The 21,237-nt window shown below is 72.9% G+C and carries 18 protein-coding genes; 4 read left to right on the plus strand and 14 right to left on the minus strand.

The window, feature by feature from the left end:
* The 5 genes from ABD981_RS09620 to ABD981_RS09640 all read right to left on the minus strand — a co-directional run bounded on the left by ABD981_RS09620 (position 1) and on the right by ABD981_RS09640 (position 4,504).
* On the minus strand, positions 1-261 hold the full coding sequence (locus ABD981_RS09620; protein ID WP_046906671.1) for an acyl carrier protein: 261 nt from the start codon (positions 259-261) through the stop codon (positions 1-3).
* A 27-nt stretch (positions 262-288) separates the two neighbouring features.
* Entirely contained in the window at positions 289-1,536 is a 1,248-nt protein-coding gene (locus ABD981_RS09625) for a ketosynthase chain-length factor (protein ID WP_046906672.1), read from the minus strand.
* Positions 1,533-2,801, minus strand: a complete 1,269-nt coding sequence (locus tag ABD981_RS09630) for a beta-ketoacyl-[acyl-carrier-protein] synthase family protein (RefSeq protein WP_046906673.1) — start codon at positions 2,799-2,801, stop codon at positions 1,533-1,535. The genes ABD981_RS09625 and ABD981_RS09630 overlap by 4 nt, the downstream gene beginning before the upstream one ends.
* Positions 2,798-3,268 carry a cupin domain-containing protein gene (locus ABD981_RS09635; protein ID WP_046906674.1) on the minus strand — a complete coding sequence of 157 codons (471 nt, stop codon included), beginning with the start codon at positions 3,266-3,268 and terminating at the stop codon, positions 2,798-2,800. Before ABD981_RS09635 ends, ABD981_RS09630 begins: the two co-directional genes overlap by 4 nt.
* 69 nt (positions 3,269-3,337) lie before the next feature.
* Positions 3,338-4,504 (minus strand): SchA/CurD-like domain-containing protein, encoded by a 1,167-nt coding sequence (locus ABD981_RS09640; protein WP_382748548.1) that lies wholly within the window; start codon positions 4,502-4,504, stop codon positions 3,338-3,340.
* Between the two features lie 163 nt (positions 4,505-4,667).
* Between ABD981_RS09640 and ABD981_RS09645 the strand changes: the two genes are divergently transcribed.
* Entirely contained in the window at positions 4,668-6,395 is a 1,728-nt protein-coding gene (locus ABD981_RS09645; RefSeq protein WP_046906675.1) for an FAD-dependent oxidoreductase, read from the plus strand.
* A 70-nt stretch (positions 6,396-6,465) separates the two neighbouring features.
* A complete protein-coding gene (locus ABD981_RS09650) occupies positions 6,466-7,194 on the plus strand; it encodes a hypothetical protein (RefSeq protein WP_046906676.1) in 729 nt (242 codons plus the stop codon).
* A 72-nt stretch (positions 7,195-7,266) separates the two neighbouring features.
* On the opposite strand, the gene ABD981_RS09655 is transcribed toward ABD981_RS09650, so the two are convergent.
* From ABD981_RS09655 to ABD981_RS09670, 4 genes are all read right to left on the minus strand, one after another.
* Positions 7,267-7,941: a hypothetical protein gene (locus ABD981_RS09655; RefSeq protein WP_046906677.1), complete on the minus strand. Its 675-nt coding sequence runs from the start codon at positions 7,939-7,941 to the stop codon at positions 7,267-7,269.
* Positions 7,925-8,365, minus strand: a complete 441-nt coding sequence (locus ABD981_RS09660) for a hypothetical protein (protein ID WP_123954310.1) — start codon at positions 8,363-8,365, stop codon at positions 7,925-7,927. Before ABD981_RS09660 ends, ABD981_RS09655 begins: the two co-directional genes overlap by 17 nt.
* An 18-nt stretch (positions 8,366-8,383) precedes the next feature.
* Complete coding sequence (locus tag ABD981_RS09665; protein WP_046906678.1) at positions 8,384-10,822, minus strand: glycoside hydrolase domain-containing protein; 2,439 nt, start codon at positions 10,820-10,822, stop codon at positions 8,384-8,386.
* A 267-nt stretch (positions 10,823-11,089) separates the two neighbouring features.
* A complete protein-coding gene (locus tag ABD981_RS09670) occupies positions 11,090-12,091 on the minus strand; it encodes an MBL fold metallo-hydrolase (protein ID WP_046906679.1) in 1,002 nt (333 codons plus the stop codon).
* Positions 12,092-12,606: 515 nt separating this feature from the next.
* Here ABD981_RS09670 and ABD981_RS09675 point away from each other — a divergent pair.
* Both ABD981_RS09675 and ABD981_RS09680 read left to right on the plus strand, forming a co-directional pair.
* Positions 12,607-13,401 (plus strand): AfsR/SARP family transcriptional regulator, encoded by a 795-nt coding sequence (locus tag ABD981_RS09675; protein WP_046906680.1) that lies wholly within the window; start codon positions 12,607-12,609, stop codon positions 13,399-13,401.
* A 65-nt stretch (positions 13,402-13,466) separates the two neighbouring features.
* Positions 13,467-14,759, plus strand: coding sequence for an MFS transporter (locus ABD981_RS09680; RefSeq protein ID WP_165590912.1), 1,293 nt, complete (start codon positions 13,467-13,469; stop codon positions 14,757-14,759).
* Here the strand turns inward: ABD981_RS09680 and cs1 are convergent.
* Genes cs1 through ABD981_RS09705 form a run of 5 tightly spaced genes read right to left on the minus strand, consistent with a single transcriptional unit; the run spans position 14,743 to position 21,202 of the window.
* Positions 14,743-15,720, minus strand: a complete 978-nt coding sequence (cs1, locus tag ABD981_RS09685) for a clavaminate synthase Cs1 (protein WP_046906681.1) — start codon at positions 15,718-15,720, stop codon at positions 14,743-14,745. The two genes, ABD981_RS09680 and cs1, sit on opposite strands and share 17 nt — an antisense overlap.
* A 2-nt stretch (positions 15,721-15,722) precedes the next feature.
* Positions 15,723-16,625, minus strand: coding sequence for an agmatinase (gene speB / locus ABD981_RS09690; RefSeq protein WP_046906806.1), 903 nt, complete (start codon positions 16,623-16,625; stop codon positions 15,723-15,725).
* A 53-nt stretch (positions 16,626-16,678) separates the two neighbouring features.
* Positions 16,679-17,959 carry an ATP-grasp domain-containing protein gene (locus ABD981_RS09695; protein WP_046906682.1) on the minus strand — a complete coding sequence of 427 codons (1,281 nt, stop codon included), beginning with the start codon at positions 17,957-17,959 and terminating at the stop codon, positions 16,679-16,681.
* On the minus strand, positions 17,956-19,479 hold the full coding sequence (locus ABD981_RS09700; protein ID WP_046906683.1) for an asparagine synthase-related protein: 1,524 nt from the start codon (positions 19,477-19,479) through the stop codon (positions 17,956-17,958). The genes ABD981_RS09695 and ABD981_RS09700 overlap by 4 nt, the downstream gene beginning before the upstream one ends.
* A 1-nt stretch (position 19,480) precedes the next feature.
* Positions 19,481-21,202 carry a thiamine pyrophosphate-binding protein gene (locus ABD981_RS09705; protein ID WP_046906684.1) on the minus strand — a complete coding sequence of 574 codons (1,722 nt, stop codon included), beginning with the start codon at positions 21,200-21,202 and terminating at the stop codon, positions 19,481-19,483.
* Between the last annotated feature and the right edge of the window lie 35 nt (positions 21,203-21,237).

Below are 21,237 nucleotides of genomic sequence, written 5' to 3' on the forward strand. Positions count from 1 at the left end.
TCAGACTCCGGTCTTGATGGTGCTGTTGACGAGGCCGACGAACTCGGCGGGCGTCTTGCTGCGTTCCGCGTCGGTGGGGAGGGCCAGGCCGTAGCGGTTCTCCAGCTCGCCGACGATGCCCAGCAGGCCGAGCGAGTCGACGCCGAGGGTGCCGAACGGCGAGCCGGAGGACTGCTCCAGCTCCCGAGGGTCGACGGTGACCCCGGCCGACTGCTTCATCAGCGTGGCCAGTTCGTCGTAGGACAGTTCGGTGATGCTCATGTGCGTTCTCTCCTTTTCCGCCCGGTCCTACCGGGCGGAGTCGCCACCGCGGCGCACTACCAGCGCCGCGTTGGATCCCATGAGTCCCCTGCTGAGGACGAGGGCCGTGCGCAGCTCGGCGGGGCGAGCCTGGGACACCACCAGATCGAGGTCGTGGCAGATGTCGAACACGTGGGGGGTGGGGGGCACCTGGCCGTGTTCCATGGCGAGGACCGCGGCCGCGGTGTCCAGGACGGGTGCCGCGCAGTAGGCGCGTCCGATGCCGGTCTTCGGCGCCGTGACGGGCACCCGGGCGGCGTGGGCGCCGAGGGCGTCGGCGATCGCCAGCGCCTCGGCGCGGTCCGCCGCCGGTACGCCGAGGGCGTCGGCGAAGACGACGTCGATCTCCTCCGGGGCGCAGCCGGCCTCCTCCAGGGCGACCTGGATCGCGCGGGCGAGGCCCTCCCGGGACTCGGCCCAGCGCGAGGCGCCGGTGAAGGTGGCGCCGTGGCCGGCCACGATCGCCCGGACGGGCGCTCCCCGGTCGAGGGCGCGATGCTCGTCCTCCACGACGAGCATCGCGCCGCCCTCCGCGGGGGCGAAGCCGCAGGCCGCCGCCGTGAAGGGGCGGTAGGCGCGGTCCGCCTCCTCGGCGGTGCTGAGCTCGGCGTAGCCGAGCTGGCAGGCCATCGAGTACGGGGCGAGGGGGGCCTCGGCGGAGCCGACCACGACCGCGTCGGTCCCGCGCCGTACGGCCCGGGCGGCGTGGGCGAGGGAGTCCAGGCCGCCCGCCTCGTCGCTGGCGACGACGCCGCAGGGTCCCTTGAAGCCGCCCCGGATGGAGATCTGGCCGGTGCTGGCGGCGTAGAACCAGGCGATGGACTGGTACGGGCCGACGAACTTGGAGCCCTGTCCCCACAGCTTCTGCAGCTCGCGCTGGCCGAACTCACCGCCGCCGGAGCCGGCGGCGGTGACGACGCCGATGGAGAAGGGCTCCTCGGGGTCGTCGCGGCCGAGGCCGGCGTCGTCGAGGGCGAGCGAGGCCGCCGCCATGGCGAAGTGGGTGAACCGGTCGGTCTGGACGAGGAAGCGTTCCTCGATGAGGGTCGAGGCGTCGAAGGACCGGACCTCGCCCGCGATCTTGAGCGGCAGGTCCTCGCAGCCCTCGCGGGTGATCCGGTCCAGGACGCTCAGTCCTTCGCGGACGGACTTCCAGTAGGCGTCGGCGCTCAGTCCGTTGGGAGCGGTCACGCCGATCCCGGTGACGGCCGCGCGCCTCGGGTGCTCCGTGCTCATCGTGTCCTCCCGCGCGTCCCGGTCAGGAGCACGGCCGACTGGAAGCCACCGAATCCGCTGCCGACGGAGAGCACGTTCCTCAGCTTCCGGGGGCGGGCGGTGCGCGGTACGTAGTCCAGGTCGCACTCGGGGTCGGGGGTCTCGTAGTTGGCGGTCGGCGGGACCACCTGGTGCTTCAGGGCGAGGACGCAGGCGGCGACCTCGATCGCGCCGATCGCGCCGAGCGAGTGGCCCACCATGGACTTGATGGAGCTCATGGGGGTGTCGTAGGCGTGCGCGCCCAGGGACCGCTTGACCGCGGCGGTCTCGTGCCGGTCGTTCTGCCGGGTGCCCGAGCCGTGCGCGTTGACGTAGTCGACGCCGGTGGGGTCGAGCCGGGCCTGGTCGAGGGTGCTGTCGATGGCGCGGGCCATCTCCAGGCCCTCGCCGGTCAGCCCGGTCATGTGGTACGCGTTGCCGAAGGTGGCGTAGCCGCCGATCTCGCAGTAGATGTGCGCACCGCGGGCCCTGGCGTGCTCGTACTCCTCCAGGACGAGGACCGCCGCGCCCTCGCCCATCACGAAACCGTTCCGGTTGTCGTCGAAGGGCCGGGAGGCGTGCTCGGGGTCGTCGTTGTCCGGCGACGTCGCCTTGATGGCGTCGAAGCAGGCCATGGTGATCGGGGATATCGGGGAGTCGGACGCTCCGGCGATGCAGACGTCCGCCCGGCCCTCCTCGATGGTGTGGAAGGCGTAGCCGACGGCGTCGAGGCCGGAGGTGCAGCCGGTGGAGACGGTCTGGACGGGGCCGCGGGCGCCGAACTGTTCGGCCACGATCGAGGCGAGCGTGCTGGGCGAGAACGCCAGGTGGAGTCCGGGGCCGGCCGCGCGGTGGTCCACGTCCCACCGTCGGCCGCCCTCGCTGACCAGGACGTAGTCGCGTTCGAGTCGGGTGGTGCCGCCGACCGCGCTGCCCAGGGAGACGCCGATGCGCCAGGGGTCCTCGGCGGCGGTGTCGAGCCCGGAGTCCTGGACGGCCTCCCCCGCGGCGACCATGGCGAACTGGATGTACCGGTCGGCGTGTTCGCTCAGTTCCGGGTCCAGGTCGTGCGCGCGGGGGTCGAAGTCGCATTCCGCGGCTATCCGGGAGCGCAGTCCGGCCGGGTCGAACAGGGTGATGCCGCGGGTCGCGGTGCGACCGCTGGAGAGGAGGTCCCAGAAGGCCGTCGCCCCGGTGCCGCCCGGAGCGACCACCCCTATGCCGGTGACCGCCACGCGCCGGTTCACTCGACGGCCCCGCTCCGCTCGGGCACCGGGGGATCGCCCACCACCAGGTGGGGTCCCGCGGCGGCGAGCGCGGTGTCGGAGTCGGACTCCTCCGTGTCGACGTGGCCGAGGCTCGGGTGCGGCGCGAGCGGGCCCAGGTGGAAGACCATCCGGGCCTCCACGTCGCCGACGTTGCGGAAGCGGTGCCGTACGTCGATGGGGATCAGGAGCCCCTGGTCGGGCCGGAGCGGGTGCGCCTCCCCGTCCAGGTCCACTTCCAGGCTGCCGGAGACGACGTACACGAACTCCTCGGAGTACGGGTGGTAGTGCTCGCCGATGCGCTCGCCGGGCTGGATGATCGCCAGGCCCATGAAGCCGCTGGTGGAGCCGACCGTGGCCGGCGTGAGCATGGCCCGAAGGTCGCCTCCGCGCCTGCGGTTGGGCTCCGTCTCGCTCAGGTCCACGATGCGGTGATGCCTCTTGAGCATGGTTGATACCTCCGAGTGTTGCGGTGACGTGCGGGGGACGGCGGCCGTGAGCCGGGCCGCCGCCTCCGTTCAGGAGTCCGTCGAGCTGCGGTCCGTGACGGGGAGCATGTCGGCGTGGGAGAGGAGCCGGTTGAGGTTGCGCTCCGTCTCCAGGGAGCCCTCGACGCCGATCGCGGCGCCGTCGAGGAGGCGTTCCAGCTCGGCGGCCTTGCCGGGCCCGGTGAGGCCGAGCGCGGCGACGGGGTCGCGGTCGAGGTCGCCCGCGCTGTCGACGAGGCGGACCACGATGTCGTCGCGCTGGAAGACGGTGCTGCTGTAGACGGGGCTGTCCGGGTCGGCCGCCGCGGCCTGGTCCTGGTGGGCGAGCAGCCGGGCGAGCTCCATCCCGCGGCCCTCCTTGGCCGGGTAGTACAGCGCGTGCCGCCGCAGGTCGGCGGGGGCCGGCCGGGACGCCACCACGTGCTGGACGGCGGGGAGCGCCGCGCGGGTGAAGAAGACCCGTGCCGACTCGGGGTCGGTCAGGTCGCGGTCCTGCTCCAGGTACGGGTTGATGGCCTCCTCGACCGCCCGGACCTCGGGCTGGCGGGCGACGTGGCGCAGGGCGGCGAGGAGGTCGCCCTCGACCTCGACGGCGCGCACGACGCGGTTGCCGTGCATGAAGAGCGAGGTGCGGCGCAGCCGGGTGGTCTCGTCGACCTGGGCCTTGGGCGACTGGTACCCGGCCAGCAGCTCCGCGACCTTGGACTCGGAGCCGGGCTTGACGGTGAAGGTGAGGGCGTGGCGGGCCACCCCGTCGCCGACCCGGGCGGCCACCTCGGTGTCCGCGGGCGCGGACTCGGGGACGGCCTGCTGCCGGGGCCCGGTCTCGCGGAGGATGCTGTAGCGCATCGACCGGGTGTCCCGGACGCAGCTGTGCATCGGCTTGACGGTCTCGACGTGCTCCTCGCTGTTCACCCAGGCGAGGAAGGGCGGGGCGCTCTCCCACTCGCTGGTGATGAGCCACTGCGAGGGGTTCTCGATGGACTGGCAGAGCTGGTCGCTGATGTGACCGGGGACGGAGGCGACCTGGCGGCGCATGAGCTCGTACGCCTCCAGGAACTGCTGCTGGGCGCCTTCGTACAGGTCGAGCAGGAGGATCACCCGCAGTCTCGAACCGTCGAAGGCCGACTGCGACACGCGTCCTGGAAGGGTCATGGTCATCCGGCGTTCCTCTTCTCGCTGGGCCGGGGTCGTCATGTGCCGATCCTTGGCAGGTGAACCGGTCCACGCGAGTCCCACGGGGCGGATGAGTGAACGGCGCGTCATTCGGGTGCCCCGAACGCGGGAACCGGCGCCCCGGAGGGCATGCATGTGCATCCCATCCCCTGACTCGCGTCGCAGGTGACGCTGGAGGCGATCGATGAACCGATTCGAAGCGGACGGCGAGGCCGGTGAGCGCACGCCCGTCCTCATCGTCGGCGGCTCGCTGGTGGGCCTGTCCACCTCGCTGTTCCTGGGGCGCCTCGGCGTGCCGCACGTGCTCGTGGAGCGCCACTCGGGCACCTCGATCCACCCCCGGGGGCGCGGCAACAACGTGCGCACCATGGAGGTGTTCCGGACGGCCGGGGTCGAGCGGCGCATCGAGGAGGCCGCGTCGGTCCTGTCGGGCAACAACGGCATCCTGCAGACCCCGAGCCTGGTGGGTGACGTCGGCGAGTGGCTGTTCAAGGAGATCGACCCGGGTGGCGGGGTGGCCCGGTTCAGCCCGGCCGGCTGGTGCCTGTGCAGCCAGAACGACCTGGAGCCGGTGCTGCTGGAGCGGGCCCGTGAGCTGGGCGGGGACCTGCGGTTCTCGACCGAGCTGATGTCCTTCGAGCAGGACGCCGAAGGGGTGACCGCGCAGGTCAAGAGCCGGGAGACGGGCGAGCACACGACCATCCGGGCGGACTATCTCGTCGCGGCGGACGGCCCGCGCAGCCCGATCCGCGAGCGCCTCGGCATCGGGCAGACGGGTCCGGGCGACCTGTTCCACAACGTGAGCGTCACGTTCCTGTCCCGCGATCTCGCGGCCGTCGTCGGCGACCGGCGCTTCATCGTCTGCTACCTGACGAACCCGGACGCCGACGGGGCGCTGCTTCCGGTGGACAACGAGGAGCGCTGGGTGTTCCACGCGCCCTGGCATCCCGAACACGGGGAAACCCTGGAGGAGTTCACCGACGAGCGGTGCCGGGAGCACATCCGGCGGGCCGTGGGCGTGCCGGACCTCCATGTGGAGATCACCGGCCGGGCGCCGTGGCACGCGGCCGAGCGGATCGCCGAACGGTACGCGGACGGGCGGGTGTTCCTCGTCGGCGACTCGGCGCACGAGATGCCGCCCACGGGGGCGTTCGGCTCCAACACCGGCATCCAGGACGCCCACAACCTGGCCTGGAAGCTGTCCGCGGTGCTGGGCGGCTGGGCCGGGCCGGGCCTGCTGGCGTCGTACGACGCGGAGCGGCGGCCGGTCGCGGAGGCGACGAGCGCCCGCGCCTCGTCGCGTTCGGTCGAGCACAGCCACCCCGGGTACACGCCGGGCCCGGAGGCGGGCGCCGGGGGGCCTGGAGGCGCTGGAGGCCCCGGGGGCCCTGGCGGTCCCGGGGGTCCCGGTGCCGGCGGCGGTCCCGGCGGGCGGCGGGGCGGCGTCCTCAACGTGGCCCTGGGGTACCGCTATCCGCAGGGCGCGGTCCACGGCGCGGACCCGACGCTCCCGGTCGTGCCCGACGGGCTGCGGCTGACCGGCGAGCCCGGGAGCCGCGCTCCCCACCTGTGGCTGAACCGGGCCGGCACCCGGCTCTCCACCCTGGACCTGTACGAGCGGACGCCGGTGCTCCTGAGCGGGGCGGCCGGCACCGGCGGCTGGCACCGCGCGGCGACGGAGCTCGCCGAGGAGCTGGCCGTGCCGGTGGCCTCGTACCGGATCGGCGGCGGGGCCGACGCGGAGCTGTCCCCCGTGGCCAGCGACATCGACTGGGCGGAGGTCCACGGCGTCGGCCCGGACGGCGCGGTGCTCGTGCGCCCCGACGGGTTCGTCGCCTGGCGCTCCGAGGGGCCGTCGGAGGATCCCGCGGCGGAACTGCGCCGGGTCCTGAAGGCGGTCCTGGACCGCTAGCGGCCACCTGCCCGACGAGATCGGGCGGGCCGGGGCGCGCCGCACCACCGGGTTCGAGGACACTGGTCCGATGGATGGATTCCGCCTGGTACAGCGCGCCCCCGGCCCCGAGCTGTACGGCCGGCTGCGGGTGCAGCGCGCCGATCTCGGTCCCGCCGACTGGCTGACCGGACGCTTCCCCGGGCACGGCGACTTCGGCACGGTGGCGGGAGTCGCCGCGCCGGGGTTCGCCGCGTACGCGCGGGTGCTGCATCCGGCGTCCCTGGGCGAGCGCCCGGTGGAGTGGTCGGCGGTGGGGGCCGCCCACGGGCGCGCGGTGGGGCCCGGCACCCGGTGGTACGAGCTGATCGGGGCGGACGTCGACTACCAGAACGCCGCCGAGTACGGGCTGCCCGGCGTGTGGGACGAGCATCCGGCGGAGGGACCGACCCCGCCGGAGGTCGCCGACGCCCTGATCCCCGTCCTGGCCCGGCACACCCGCACCTCCGAGCGCTGCTGGTTCGGGCTCTGGGAGGGCTACGGCCGCTGGGACTTCACCGGGGTGCCCACCTTCGAGACGCCGGGCCGGGACGAGCTGCTGCTCGCCGGCCCGCTCGCCGACGCGGTGTCCCCGCTGCTCCTGGACGAGTTCGCGGAGCTGCCCGACCTGTGGTGGCCCGCGGACCGGGCCTGGTGCCTGGGCGGGGACGTCGACCTGGTCAGCACCTATGTCGGCGGCTCCGAGGCGCTGGTGGCCCAGATCCTGACCACCCCGGGCCTGGAGGCCCACCGGGTGCGGCCGGGGGACCCGGTGGGCTGAGCCGCGACGGACCCGGCCACGGCCCTCGGCCGGGTCGCGGCCGCCCCGGATCAGCCCCGGTCCGCCGCCCGCTCAGCCCCGGGCGGCGGACCGGGCGAAGGCCCGGGCCCCGGCCCGGCGCTCCGGGTCGAAGGCGTCCGTGGCCCCGGCCCCCTTGCCGCCGGGGCCGCCGTCCCACTCCCGGATCCTCGCCGCGACGGCCGCCGCCTTCCGGTGCCCGGGCCCGTACGCGAGGGCGAAGTGCGACTCCTTCGGGACGCTGAAGTCGCCGCCCCACACCACCGCGCCCTCCAGCTCCGCCAGGATGTCGCGGACGACGATCAGCTCCCGCGGATAGAGGCCGCCCCGCACGCCCACCGGATAGGCCCGGGGCCGGATCGCGAGGGCGGTGCCGGACAGGTGGTCCGACTCGTACCGATGCAGGACGCTCCGGGAGCGGGTGTGCCCGCGCAGGTCGTCCTCGCGGAGCCGGTCTATCTCGTAGTGGAAGCGGCGGGCCACGTGGAGCAGGAGCACCGCCGGCGGCCCCGCGGCCAGCCGGACCGTGCGGCCGGAGCCCTCGACGGCGAAGTCCTCGGCCCGCTCCAGGACCGGCCATCCGTTCGCCGACCGCGTCCCGTGCCAGGCCGTGTCCCGGCGCCCGTCCGCGGCCCGCGCCGGCCCGGGGAGCACCGGGGCGAGGGCCGTGGCGGCGCCCAGGGCGGCGCCGGCGGCCAGGACGCGACGACGGTCAACGCGTTCCGTCATGTCTCTTCCTCCGAACGGTCAGCGACCACACCGTGCCGCAGAGCGCGGCGAGGGTGCAGACGGCGAGGATGCCCACGGTGGGATTCACCCAGGCGGGTACGAGGTCGTGGCTCGCGTTGCATCGGTTGTGCAGCGGGAACAGCCGCCACGGTTCCTGCGGGTGCCGCTCCCGGTAGGCGGGGTCGTACACGGTGTGGTGGGAGAACCGGCACAGCTTCTCCGTGTCCAGTCCTCCGGCGAGCGCGCCCCTCAGCCAGGCCAGGGCGGCGAGGAAGAGCAGCGCCGACGTCATGTGCACCCACCACCGCGGGCGCCGCCACGCGCCGGTGGCCAGTCCCTTGAGCGCGACGACGGCGCTCAGGACGCTCCACGCGCACCAGGCGGCGAGCAGCACCGCCACGGTCGGTACCAGGAGTTCCCTCACCTCGCGCGCTCCCGCCCGTCAGTTCTCCGGACGCCCTGTCGTGCGGGCGGCCCTCCGGGTCCGGGCGGCGCGCAGGTACCTCGCGTGGTTCGCCCGGTACGCGGTCAGGGACCGGCTCTCCATCCCGGTCCGCGCCAGGATCGCGTCCACGAAGCCCAGTTCGAACGAGTCCAGCTTGTCGGAACCGCCCGGCAGGTTCTGCAGGACCGACGGCAGCATCGCGCCGGCCATCATGATGAGCTGCTTCCGTGCGAGGCCGAGGGTGAGGTCGGCCGCGGTCAGCACGTTGTGGGCGGCGGCCTTGCAGTCCTCCGAGGTCCCCCAGCGGCCCGCGAAGAAGTCGTTGAACCGGCGCAGGCCGCCGCCCCCGTCGTAGTGGTCCCGCACGGCCTGGACGATGGTCTTCCCGCCGCGCACCGCGCGCGCCAGCAGATAGCCGTCGGCGTCCTCGATCATGTCGCTGAACCCGAAGGACGACGCCACGTTCGGCACGGCCAGCTTCGCCGCGCAGAAGGCCCTTCCGGACGCGTACTGCTCCTCCGAGTTGCGCCAGTCCGCGAAGAAGGTCATCAGGTCGCCGCCCCAGCCGGCGACGTCCCCGCCGTTGGCGGTCTTCCGGTTGGCGTCCTGGGGGGTGAGGAAGTGGCCGTTGGCGGTGGCCATCAGGTGTTCGGCGCCCAGGTCGTAGCCGGTGAAGGGGTCCTTGAACTCCTTCATGACCGACATGCCCCGGGCGTCGGCGTAGGAGACGAAGCCCTCGTCGTAGCCGCCGATCAGGAACCACCAGCCGAGCTCGTTCAGCGGGTCCTTGTTGCCGTACTCGGAGTGCCGGACGTACTCCATCACGAGCTGAGAGGGGCTGCGGTCCTGGGAGCCGTAGGCGACGGCCAGGTCGTACAGCCGCTCGATGTAGGCGATGAAGGCGTCGGCGGGCCCGGAGGGGTCGTTGACGGAGCCGGTGCCGGGGTCGCTTCCGGCGCGCCACACGTCGCGGTCGAGGTCGAAGGTGTCCGTCCCGTTGACGACCTGGAACTCCTTGATCTGGTTGAACGACCAGTTCGCCGGCAGGGTGAAGCCGAGGTTTCCGGAGAAGCCCCAGGACATGCCGGACACGAACGAGTGCCGTGCGAAGGTCTTGTCGGTGACGTTGATGCACACGTTGCGCGAGCCGTACACGCCGTGGACGTACTTCTTGCCCTGGCCGGCGAGTCCGGCGGAGACGCCCTGGAAGTACGGCACGACGGCCGAGTCGATCTCGTCCTGGGTGGCGTCGTAGTCGACCGCGAAGTAGAGGACGGTGCCCCGGTTGAAGCCGTATCCAGAGGCGAGCCGGTGGGCGTTCAGGGCGTGCTGGTAGCCCTGGGTGTAGGTGAAGTCGGAGAGCTGGCGGGCGTTGTCCTGGTAGATCGGGAAGACCCGCAGCCCGTTGTCGAAGAGCGTGCGGAGCTCGCCCGGTTTGATCTCCTTGTCCAGGGTGGAGCCCGGCGGGTCGTAGAGGTAGCGGCCCACCACGCGGTATCCGTTGTCGAACAGCCACCGGGCCCGTGCGGCGGTGATCTCGAACCGGGTGTCCGAGCCGCCGGCCGGGCGGTCCGGGTCGCCCATGGAGACCAGGAGCTGGGCCCAGGTCGGGTAGTCGGCGCGGCCGTTGGCGTCGAGCTGCGAGAAGCGCTGGAAGGCCTTCACGTAGTCCGAGAGCGCGCTGTCGTAGCTGCTGCGCTGGTTGGTGCGGTAGTCGCCGATCGGCTCGTTGAACACGCAGGCCGCGGAGAACAGTTCGACGAAGACGCCGGAGTCGCCGGGGCCGAGGTTCCTGCCGCGCAGTCCGGACTGGGTGGCGGGGCCGAAGTTGCCGTTCGGGGAGGCGATGCCCAGTTCGTACTGGACGGCGATCATCAGCGCCTTCTGCACGTCCCGGGAGTAGATGCCGTCGGCGGGGCCGATGCTGTAGGCGTCGCGCTGCCAGTAGCGGCCGTTGAGCCAGCGCTGGATGCCGCGGATCTTGTCGGTGCCGCCGGCGACGACGACGTAGGCGTCCATGTTGAGGATGCACTTGAAGAGCTTGGCGTCGACCGTCCCGTCGCCTTCGGGGACGCCCATGTTGGCGCGGAGGTCCTTGACGGCCTGGCGCGTGACGCCGGTGTACCAGCCGTAGCTGTCGGGTTCGACGGCCCAGTAGCCCTTGCAGAACAGGCCGTGTTCGAGGATCGCGACGATGTTGCGGTTGCGGTCCCAGCCGAAGCCGATCTCGCCGAGGGCCGCCACCTTGCCGAGGGTGGTGGGGCCGAAGCTGGCGACCACCGGGCTGATGCCCAGCTCGTGCTGGAGGCCCATGATCAGGGAGTTCATGGTGGACCAGCCGGTGCGGCCGTCCTCGGGGCAGCGTGCGTAGCCCGCCACGCTCCCGTAGGTGGCGTTCACCCACTGCTGCGCTTCGAGAACCTTCTGGTCCGCCACGGCTGATCCCCGCCTCTCGCTCCGCGCGTTCGCCCCCGCTCGCGGGCCGTGCCGAAGGTAGCCGCCGCGCGTCGGGCGCCGACTGGTTCCGGCGGCGCTCCGGGGCGGTGGCGCGGCGGCGCTCCCGGCGTCGGCGCACGTCAGCGTGGTGGAGGGCGTGAGGAGCGGACTCCGCTCAGGGGCGGGGAGGGAGAGCAAGCGGAGAGAACGGCGAGAGCGGCCCGCCGGAGGCGGTACGCGGGCCGCAGACGGACGCGGCCCGGACCGTCAGCGCCCCGCGGGCGCGGTCAGGCCGAAGGGCCGCAGGGGTACGGGGTCGAGGACCCGTGTTCCGCCCGCGCCGCGGGCCGCGGCGGCCTCTTCCAGGGCGGTCGCGGCGGCCGAGCGTCCGGTGGGCGCGGCGGTGGGGAGCAGGGGGGAGAGCATGTCGTCGTGGTGGCTCGGCAGCAGCAGCGGCGGGTCGCCGAGCACGCCGAGCAGCCGCTGCGGGTAGCGGTGGACGGCGCTGTGCGAGGTCATGCCGACGACGGCGATGTCCGGCCGCAGTCCGGTGAGTTCGCGTTCGGCGAGGTTGCTCGTCCCGGAGAGGTAGACGGACGGGCCGTCGTCGAAGGACACCTGGTAGGCGAGGGTGGCCCCTTCGACCAGGTCGCCGAGGGTCCGGGGGGTGCGCGGCCGGCCGACGTGCGTGCCGGGGGCGAAGTAGCCGTGGTCGCTGAACTGGCTGTGCAGGCTGCGCAGCACCTCGACCGTGAAGCCGGGGAACCGCAGGTGTTCGCCGCCGCGGACCCGGATCACGTCGGCCAGCCGGCGGTCCGGGGCGCCCATGGCGGCGAGCAGGTGGTCGGCGGTCTCGTCGCAGAGGGTGCGGATCCGGTGCCCGGCCCAGTCGGGGTGGCCCAGCAGCTGTGGCACGTCCGCGAGGTGGTCGAAGTGGCCGTGGCTGACCAGGATCAGGTCGGGGGGTCCCGCGAGGTTCCGCTCGGCGACGGCCGTGACGGCCTTCGGGTCGAGCCGCAGGGGGAGCGAGGGGTCGACCGATCCGTCGGGCGACTGGAAGGGCATGCGGCTCAGGTACGGGTCGAAGAGCAGCCGGGCGTCCCCGAAGCGGAGTTCCCATCCCGCGACCCCCAGCCACTGGAGGGTCAGCCCCTCGGGCGGCGTGCGCCGGCTGCCGGAGCCGGTCCGGTGCGGCTGTGCCCGGCCCATCAGTGCAGTTGAGCCGAGCGCCACGGTTCCCTTGAGGACCGTCCGCCGTCGCTGTCGCATGCGCCCCTCCTCCGTCCGCTTCCTGCGGTGGAAGCTACACAGGGCGGAAACGGATACGCATTCTTTCGGTCATTTCGGATCTCCGGTCCGGCGCACGCGGTCCCCGGGCACCCGAACGCGAGTTCGCGCCAGAGTGTCGATCCATCGAACGGCACGCATAGGCACTCGGAACCACCCTGGTCCACCCTTCACAACTCGAACACCGGGGCGGGATTGCGATTGTCCGAGAACGCACTGGCATCCCCGCCATTTCGACCACGCGGACGGACCCGCCGGCCCCGCCTCGACCCGCGGCGCACCCTCCCCCGCGCCGCGGACACGCCTGATCCAGAGGTGCGCGCCCGCGCACGGCGCGCACCCCGGCGCACCCGGGCGGTCGGCGTACCACCCCCGATCAATCCAGCCAATACTTCGACGCCGACCGGGGTCCATTGACATGACCCTTACACACTCCGTCTACTTCTCACGCACCACTCATTCCCAGTCGACGCGCGCAACCTCGGGGGAGGATCGGAATGAACGCTGTTGACGGTGAGAGCGGTTCCCCGTTAGTCCGCATCGCAGTGCTGGGCCCGCTGGAAGTGCGCGTCGGCGAGTCGCCCGTGCCCGTCCCTGGCCGCCGTCAGCGCGGGATCCTGGCCGCGCTGGCGCTCCAGCCGGGACGCGTCGTGCCCACCGATCACCTGATCAGGGCCATCTGGTACGACATGCCGCCCCGTACGGCGATGGGACAGGTGCAGACGAGCATCTGGATGCTCCGCACCGCCCTCGTCAACGCCGGCGGGCCCGCCGAGGCGGTGCAGTCCTGCGCCACCGGCTACCGCCTGAACGGCGACTTCTGCTCGGTCGACGTGGCGCACCACCGCGCCAAGATCGCCGCGGCCCGCGACACGCAGCGCCGGGGCCGGATCGACGAGGCGGCCCGGCTGGTGCGCTCGGCCCACGAGCTCTGGCGCGGCCCGGCCCTCGCGGACATCACGTACCAGGGGCTGCGCGGCTGCGCCACCCGGCTGGAGGAGGAGCACACCGCGGCGGTGCACTACCGGGCCTCCCTCGAACTCCAGCTCGGGCGCCACGAGGAGGTCATCTCGGAGCTCTTCGAGCTGGTCGACCGCTACCCGCTCCGGGAGAGCCTGCACGCCGACCTCATGCTCGCGCTCTACCGCTCGGGCCGCCAGGCCGACGCCCTGGAGGTCTTCCACGGGGTGCGGCGGACGCTCGCCGAGGAGCTCGGCATCGACCCGGGCCCCACCCTGCGCACCCTGGCCCAGGCGATCCTGCGGCAGGACAGCGCCCTCATCCACGCCTGAGTCCGGACGACCGGACCGGACGGCCACTCCGCACGACCGGACCGGACGACCAGAGGGGACCGCACGTGAGCAACGACCGCACGGGGAGCCGGGGACCGACGCTCCCCCGGGGCGAAGGCGTCGGCTGGTTCGGCACGGCCGCCCTGGTCAACGCCGTCGGCACGGGGTTCTTCTACCCGTACCAGCTGCTCTTCTTCGTGGCCGTCACCGACCTCTCCCTCACCACCGTGGGCGCCGGCCTCACGGTGGCCACGCTGATCGCCCTGCCCGCCGTCCTGCTGGTCGGCCGCTGGGTGGACACCTGGGGCACCAAGGCGGTGCTGATCAGCGCGGCGCTGCTGCGGGCTGCGGTGTTCGTCGGCTACCTGTTCATCCACCACGTCGCCGCCTTCGTCGCCCTCGCCGTCGTCGCGGCAGTGGCCCAGCGCGCGGAGCAGGTCTCCGTTCCGGTGCTCGCCTCCGGGATCGCCCCCGAGGGCGAGGTGGGCCGCTGGCTCGCGCTCACCCGGGTGACCCTCAACGCGGGCATGGGCTTCGGCGGACTGCTGGCGGGGCTCGTGTTCGTGGCGGCCGACGGGCGCTCGGGCTTCGTGGCGATGGGCCTGCTGAACGCCCTCAGCTTCGCGCTGACGGCCCTGCTGTACCTCCCGCTGCCGTCCGTCCGCCCCTCCCGCGCCACGGCACCGGTCACGGCCGGCCGGCCGTGGCGGCGGGGCATGTTCCGGTGGATCGCGCTGACGAACTTCCTGCTGATCACCGTCATCGTCGCCACCGAGGCGGGACTCCCGGTCTATCTGATCGAGGAGCTGCACACCCCCACCTGGACGGTCGGACTCCTCTTCGCCGTGAACACCGTGCTGATGGTGTTCCTCCAACTGCCGGTCACCGGGCGGGTCGAGGGCCGGTCGCCGCTGCGGGTCGTGGCCGTCGGGAGCCTGCTGCACGCCGGCCTGCTGGCGGTGCTGGGCCTCGCCGGGACGTTCCCCTTCGCGGCGCTGCTCCCGCTGCTGATCCTGGGGATGGCGATCTACACGCTGGGCGAGATCCTGGCCACCCAGACGCTGTCGGTGCTCCTCGTGAGGCTCGCTCCCGAGCGGGAACTCGGCTTCTACCAGGCCTTCAACCAGGTGCTCGTCGGCCTCTCGCTGGCCGTCGTGCCGCTGCTGGTGGCCTTCTTCCTCACCCACGCGCCGGCCGGGCTGTGGTGGTTGCTCACCGTCGCGACCCTCGCGCTCTCCCTCGGGATGCTGGGGCTGCACCGGAGTCCGGCGGCCGGCGCGGTGCCGGTGCCGGTCCCCGGGACCGCGAGCGGTCCCGGGGACCGGCACCCCCGGAAGGGGACTACCGGCGCGGCGTGAAGGTGATCACGTCACCCGCGCGCTCCCCACCGGTCGGCAGCTGACCGTGCGAGTTGGTACGGATGTAGACCCGGTGCAGCCATCGGTCCTTCCCGTCCCAGCGCGGCGTGAACGGCGTCCGCGCGTGCGTGGTGCGGAAGTTGTCGATGATCAGCACGTCGCCGGGGGTGAGGAAGACTCCCTCGGTGACGTCGTCGAGCGCCTGCGACAGCTTCGCCACGGCCTCGGCGTCCGGGCCCTCGTGGGGCTTGAGCAGCTCGCGGTCGTAGCCGAGGAGCGGGTCGTCCTCGGACCCGTACAACGGCTTGACCCGCGCAATCGCACCGGGGTCCTCGATCCCGCCGCGGAACGCCACGTCGACCTCGCAGGGCTGCTTCCGGTCGTAGAGGCGGTCGACCGTCCCGGGGTCCAGGAGCCCGAACGCCTTGCGTATCGAACCCACCAGGGTCTCCGCCGTGCGCTCGTGGTCCGCCCGGGAGCAGGCCAGCATCACGTAGTTGGGCTGGAGGGTGTGGTACGCCATCTCGGTGTGGAACTCCAGCAGCGTCTCGCTGGTCTCCGACGACAGGTGGTGCGCCCCCGGCGACGGGTACACGTCGTGGTAGACCGTGCCCGCGCGCAGTTCGGCGTAGCCCGTGTGCAGGCCGAGCCGGCGTCCGAGGATCGCCAGGTAGGCCTCCATGTTCAGCCGGCGGCGCTCGACCGGGGCCGGCGTGCTCGTCGGCGTGGGCGGCAGCTCGTGGTCCTCCTCGACGGCGAGCCCCCGCAGCAGCAGGTAGCCGTCCCCGTTGCCGACCTGGTTGAAGGCGTCGAGCGTGTCGCTGATCTCGTAGGGCAGCTCCTGCGCGAGTTTGTGAGCCACGTCCAGGAAGTGGTACAGGTCCTGGCGGGGCACCGCGGGAAGCCGCGACGCGAGCGACAGCAGATGCTCCCGGTGCTCGGTGACATCCAGAATCGCCATCCCTACTCCTCCTCTTCCGTGTTCTTCGGGTGGTGCGCGCGGGCGTACTGGTAGAGCAGTTCGGCCCCGACCTCGGTGGCCAGAACGCTGGTGATCCCGGCGTGGTCGTACAGCGGGGACACCTCCATCACGTCGAACCCGACGGGGTTGAGCTCGCCGACGGTGCGCAGCAGCGCGAGCACCTCCCGGCTGGTGGGGCCGCCGGGGGCCGGGGTGCCGGTGCCCGGGGCGAAGGCCGGGTCGAAGACGTCGATGTCGACGGAGACGTACACCGGGCGGTCGCCGAGCCGCTCGCGGATCAGGTCGGCCGCGCCCCTGACCCCCAGCTCCGCGAACTCGTCCGCGGTGACGACCCGCACCCCGTGGCCCCGGGCGTAGTCGAGGCTGTCCGGTTTCGGGTTGTGCCCGCGGATCCCGAGCTGGACCATGGCGTCCGCCTGGACCAGCCCCTCGTCGATGGCGTGCCGGAACGGCGTCCCGTGGTGGAACTCGCCGCCGATCATGGCCGGATTGGTGTCCGAGTGGGCGTCGAGGTGGAGCACCGCCACCGGACCGTGCCGGCCGTGCACGGCGCGGAGCGCGGACAGGGTGAGCGAGTGGTCCCCGCCGAGCATGAGGAAGGCGGAGTTGTCCGCGAGCAGCGCCGACAGGTGCTCCTGCGCCGTGGTGATCGCGATGTGCTGGTTGAACGGGGTCAGGTTGATGTCGCCGGCGTCGACCACCTCGATCAGGTCGAAGACGCCGGGTCCGCGGTCGATGCCGACGCCGTGGATGAGCCCCGACTCGCAGCGGATCTGCTGCGGTCCGAAGCGGGCGCCCGGCCGGTAGCTGGTGCCCCCGTCGTACGGGGCGCCGATGACCACGACGTCCTTCCCGCGGGGCGCGGGGTCGTGCGGCAGGCGCATGAACGTGGGGATCTGCGCGTACCGCGGCGAGACGCTGGAGTTGATCTGACCGCTCAAGTCGCCGTCCTCCGGGTGTGGATGCGGATCAGTGCGGCCGCCTCGCGCGCCGTGTCGAGGGCGGCCTCGGCGGTGCCGGCCCGGGCGTAGACGAAGCCGACGGACGCCGAGTTGTCCAGGCGCTCGGCGACCAGGTCGCCCGGCTCGTGGTGGAACCGGACCGACACTCCGAGCCGTTCGGCCTCGGCCACCCCGTCGACGCGGAGGAACTCGCCGCTCTCGTCGGGGAAGAGCACGACGACGGCGGCGCCTCCCGCCACCCCCTGGCCCGGTGCGCGGTCGGGCACGTGCTCCACGCCCAGGGCGAGCAGCTTGGCGTCCAGGTGCGGGTCGGTACCGCACACGTCGGTGACCATCGTGGAGATCATGTGGGCCGGCAGCCGGGGGTTGACCTCGACCACGCGCGGCCCCGCCTCGGTGAGCATCACCTCGGTGTGGGCCGGGCCCTGCCGGTAGCCGATCGCGCGCAGGGCCCGGTCCACGCAGGAGCGGAGCGCGTCCCAGTCGCCGGGCGCGAGGGCGACCGGGAAGGAGTGGGCCTCCTCCAGCATGGTCTGCTTGTGGAGGTACTTGGAGGTGGCGCCGAAGAAGTGGGTGACGCCGTCCACGGTCATGGACTCGACGCTGACCTCGGTGCCCTCCGCGTACTCCTCGACGAGCACGTGCCCGGGCCGCGGCTGGCCGCGCAGGGAGCGCCGGATCCCCGACAGCTCCCGCCACGCCTCGACGGCCTCCTCGCGGGTGGCGCACTTGCGGACCCCGTAGGAGATGGCCTCGGACGGCGGCTTCGCGACGAGGGGCAGTCCGACGTGGGCGATCGCCTCGTCCAGCTCCTCGGCGCGGGTGACCAGGCGCCACCGTACGTTGGCCGGGTCCCCGTCCAGGGCGGCGCGCAGCAGGTGCTTGTGGTTCGCCGCGCGCACGGCGTCCAGTCCCTGGGAGGGCAGCCCGAGGGCCTCGGCCGCCCGGGCGGTCGCCTCCGTGTGGTAGTCGGAGAAGGAGAGCACCCCGTCCACCAGGGGCTTGCCGTCGTCGTCGGTGAGGGCGTCGACGACCGCGCGCCAGTCGTGGGTGTCCACGTGCAGGACGCGGTCGACCCGGCCGAGCGGGTGCTCGGCCAGCGGCCCGCCGCCGGTGTACCACTCCTCGCCCCGCACCAGCAGCCACACCTCGCAGCCGAAGTCCCGTGCGCGGTGGATGCCGTTGTAGAAGGCGTCGTGCAGCATCGACTCGACGACGGCCAGCCGCCGGCCCCGGAATCGCTCGTACGCGTTCATCCCCTGCCCTCTGCCACGATCTTCCCGGTGACTTCCTCGATGTCGATGTCGTCGGGTGCGACTCCGCCCGCCACGGTCCGGTCGAAGAGCTCCCGGACGACCCGGCCCTTGACCGCGGCGACCTCCTCCTCGGCCGCGCCGGCCCGGAGGACCAGCGCGGAGAAGGACGCGGTGGTCCCCGAGCCCTCGTGCACGCCGAGTTTGGGCCGGTTCACGGTCTCGGCGGGCAGCAGGTCGGTCATGGCGGCGCGCAGCACCCACTTGTCCCGCCCGTAGCGCCGCTTCAGGCCGGCCTCCAGCGAGGTCAGCGTCTCCAGCACCTCCCGGTCCCAGTAGGGGTGGGTGGACCAGTGGCCGGCCACGGCCGAGAGGACCGGGCTCATCTCGTTCAGCCCGTCGAAGGTGTCCATGTCCCGCACCACGGCGGTGTCCAGCTTCGGCAGCCGGTCCTCCCGGTGCATGCCGCCGAGGGGGATGTCGGCCCCGTACCCGGTGAGCACCCGGCGCGCCGGTCCGCCCATCCGCCGGTACAGGGCGGTGAGGGGCAGCAGGTACTCGATGACCTCCGGGTCCAGGGACTCGGCGGCGTGGACGGTGTGCGGCAGCAGGGTCAGCAGGTCCGCGGAGGCGACGGTGATCTCCCGGTGCGCGGAGCCCAGATGGCGGGCGACGACCCGGGCCTGCGGGAACTCGTCGGAGGTGTCCGTGCCCATGGAGAGGGTGTCGATCCCGGCGGTGGCCGCTCCGTCGGACAGCGCCGCCACCGCGGAGGAGTCGATCCCGCCGGACAGCACCACGAGCGGGCGGTGGGTGCCGGGGAGTCGCCGGACCACGGCCGCCTCCAGCGCCGCCCGCACCCGGTCGACGGCCTCGTCCTCGGCGACGAGGCGCCGGTGCACGGGGGGCGTCCAGGTGCGGTGCGCCGCGACCGCGCCCGTCTCCACGCGGATGTCGAACACGGTTCCCGCGGGCACCTGGTGGAGGCCGGGGAGCCCCCGGACGCGGCGTGCCCCCGGGAGGGGAGCGCCGCGGACGGTGCTGCCGGCGGCCGTCAGCGCCTTCACCTCGGTGGCGGCGAGGACGTGGCCCGGTTCGGCGCGCACGTAGAGCGGGACGGAGCCCGCGTGGTCGGTGGCGGCCAGCAGGCGCCCGCCGGTGGCGAGCAGGGCCGCGAACCGCCCGTTGAGCACCCGGAAGGCGTGGGTGCCGTACTTGGCGAACAGGCCGGACACCAGCTCGGCGTCGGAGGCGTCCACGGGGGTGCCCAGGGTGTCGTGGATCTCGTCGCGGTTGTAGATCTCCCCCGCGAGGAGGACGAGGGTGTCCCCGTCGGACGCGTGCGCCTTCGCGCAGTCGTCGCCGGGGTGGACCAGGACGGCGTCCACGGTCTGCGGGCCCAGCCGCTCGGAGAGCCGGCTGTGCCGGCCCCGGGTGGCGAACACGGCCGTGGGGGTCCGGCCCCCGCCCAGATGGGCGGAGGCCAGCAGACCGAAGGCGGCGGGAAGCTCGGGCTGCGTCATGTCAGATCTTCAGCGCCCCGAAACCGCCGGAGGTGAACTCGTAGTTCACCGGGACCTCGATGAGGTACGGGCGGCCCAGCTCCACGCCCTTGCGCAGTGCGGCGAGCAGCTCCTCGCGGGTGGTCGCCTTGGTGCCGTCGACGCCGTTGGCCTGGGCGAGCTGCACGAAGTCCACCCCGGTGAACTTGATCGCGGGGTCGTGGCTGCGGTGGTGGCCGATGTTCTGGTAGAGCTCGATGAGGCCGTTGGTGTCGTTGTTGACCACGACGGTGATGATCGGCAGGCCGAGCCGGGCGATGGTCTCCAGGTCGGCGCTGTTGGAGTGGAAGCCGCCGTCGCCGGCGATCAGGAAGGTGGGCTGCCCGGGGCGGGCCAACTGGGCGCCGATGGCGGCGGGGATGCCGTAGCCGAAGCTGGAGCAGCCGGCCGAGGTGAGGAAGCCGTAGGGCTGGTCGGCGCGGGCGAACAGGACGCCGTAGTGCCGGAAGAAGCCGATGTCCGAGACGATCGTGCCCTCGCCCTCGCGGGCGGTCTCCTCCATGACGGAGTTCATGGAGTCGATCACCTGGTGGACGCGCATGCCGTCGGCGTAGCCCTCGGGGTCGGCCAGCAGCTCGGCGATCCGCTCCCGCAGGGCGGTGATGTCGTGTCTGTCCTTGGCCGGGACGTCGGCGGTGCCGGCGTCGAGGTGCTCGACGAAGGCGCGGACGTCCGTGACGACGTCCACCGTCGGGCGGTAGATCCGCGGCACGGGATTGGCGGTCGGGGAGACCCGGACGGTCCGCTTGGCCCCGCCCCGCTCCCACATCGACGGCCGCAGGTCCTCGGCGTAGTCGTAGCCGAGGGTGAGGATGACGTCGGCGGGGCCGAAGAGGTTCTCCAGCGCGGGGAAGCTCAGGATCCCGTCCATGTAGCCGGTGACGGCGCCGTAGTTCAGCTCGTGCCCCTGCGGCAGCACGCCCTTGGCGATGTACGTGGTGATGACGGGGATGTCCAGCCGCTCGGCGAGCGCGCGGATGCCGGGGACCGCGCCGGCCCGGATGGCGGCGGCGCCGACGACGAACACCGGGTTGCGGGCCTCGCGCACGAGGGCGACGGCCCGGTCGGCCTCCTCCTCCCAGCCGGGCTGGACGGCGTTGATGGGCTTGGCCGGGGTGCGGGCGGGGCCGTGGTCCGCGTCGAGGTCGATGCCCTCGGAGGAGCCCAGCAGGTCGACGGGGAGGCTGATGAAGGACGGCCCGACCGGCTCCGTCATGGCGGCCGTCACGGCCGAGTCGACGAGGTCGGTGATCTCGTGCGGGCGCTCCAGCTCGACGGCGTACTTGGAGATCGGCTCGGCGATCCTGACCAGGTCGAGGCACTGGTGGGTGTCGTTCGGGAAGATGTCGTGCGACTCCGACTGGGCCGCCATCGCGATGACCGGGGAGCGGTCGAGGGCGCTGGTCGCCATGCCGGTGGCCAGGTTGGTCATGCCGGGGCCCAGGGTGGCCCAGCAGGCCTGCGGGCGGCCGGTGATGCGGGCCAGCACGTCGGCGGCGACGCCGGCGGTGAACTCGTGCCGGGTCAGGACGAACTCGATGCCGTCCTGCTCGTCGAAGAGGATCGACGCCGCCTCGCGGCCGACGACGCCGAAGACCTTCTCGACTCCGTGCTCTCGCAGGCGCTTGAGCAGCGCGTGCGCGGTGGTCGGCTGCTCGCTGGGGCCGGTGGATACACGCGACATGGATCGGTCTCCTGACTGGCGGGACGACGGGAAGC

The organism is Streptomyces showdoensis, assembly GCF_039535475.1.
Lineage (GTDB): Bacteria > Actinomycetota > Actinomycetes > Streptomycetales > Streptomycetaceae > Streptomyces > Streptomyces showdoensis.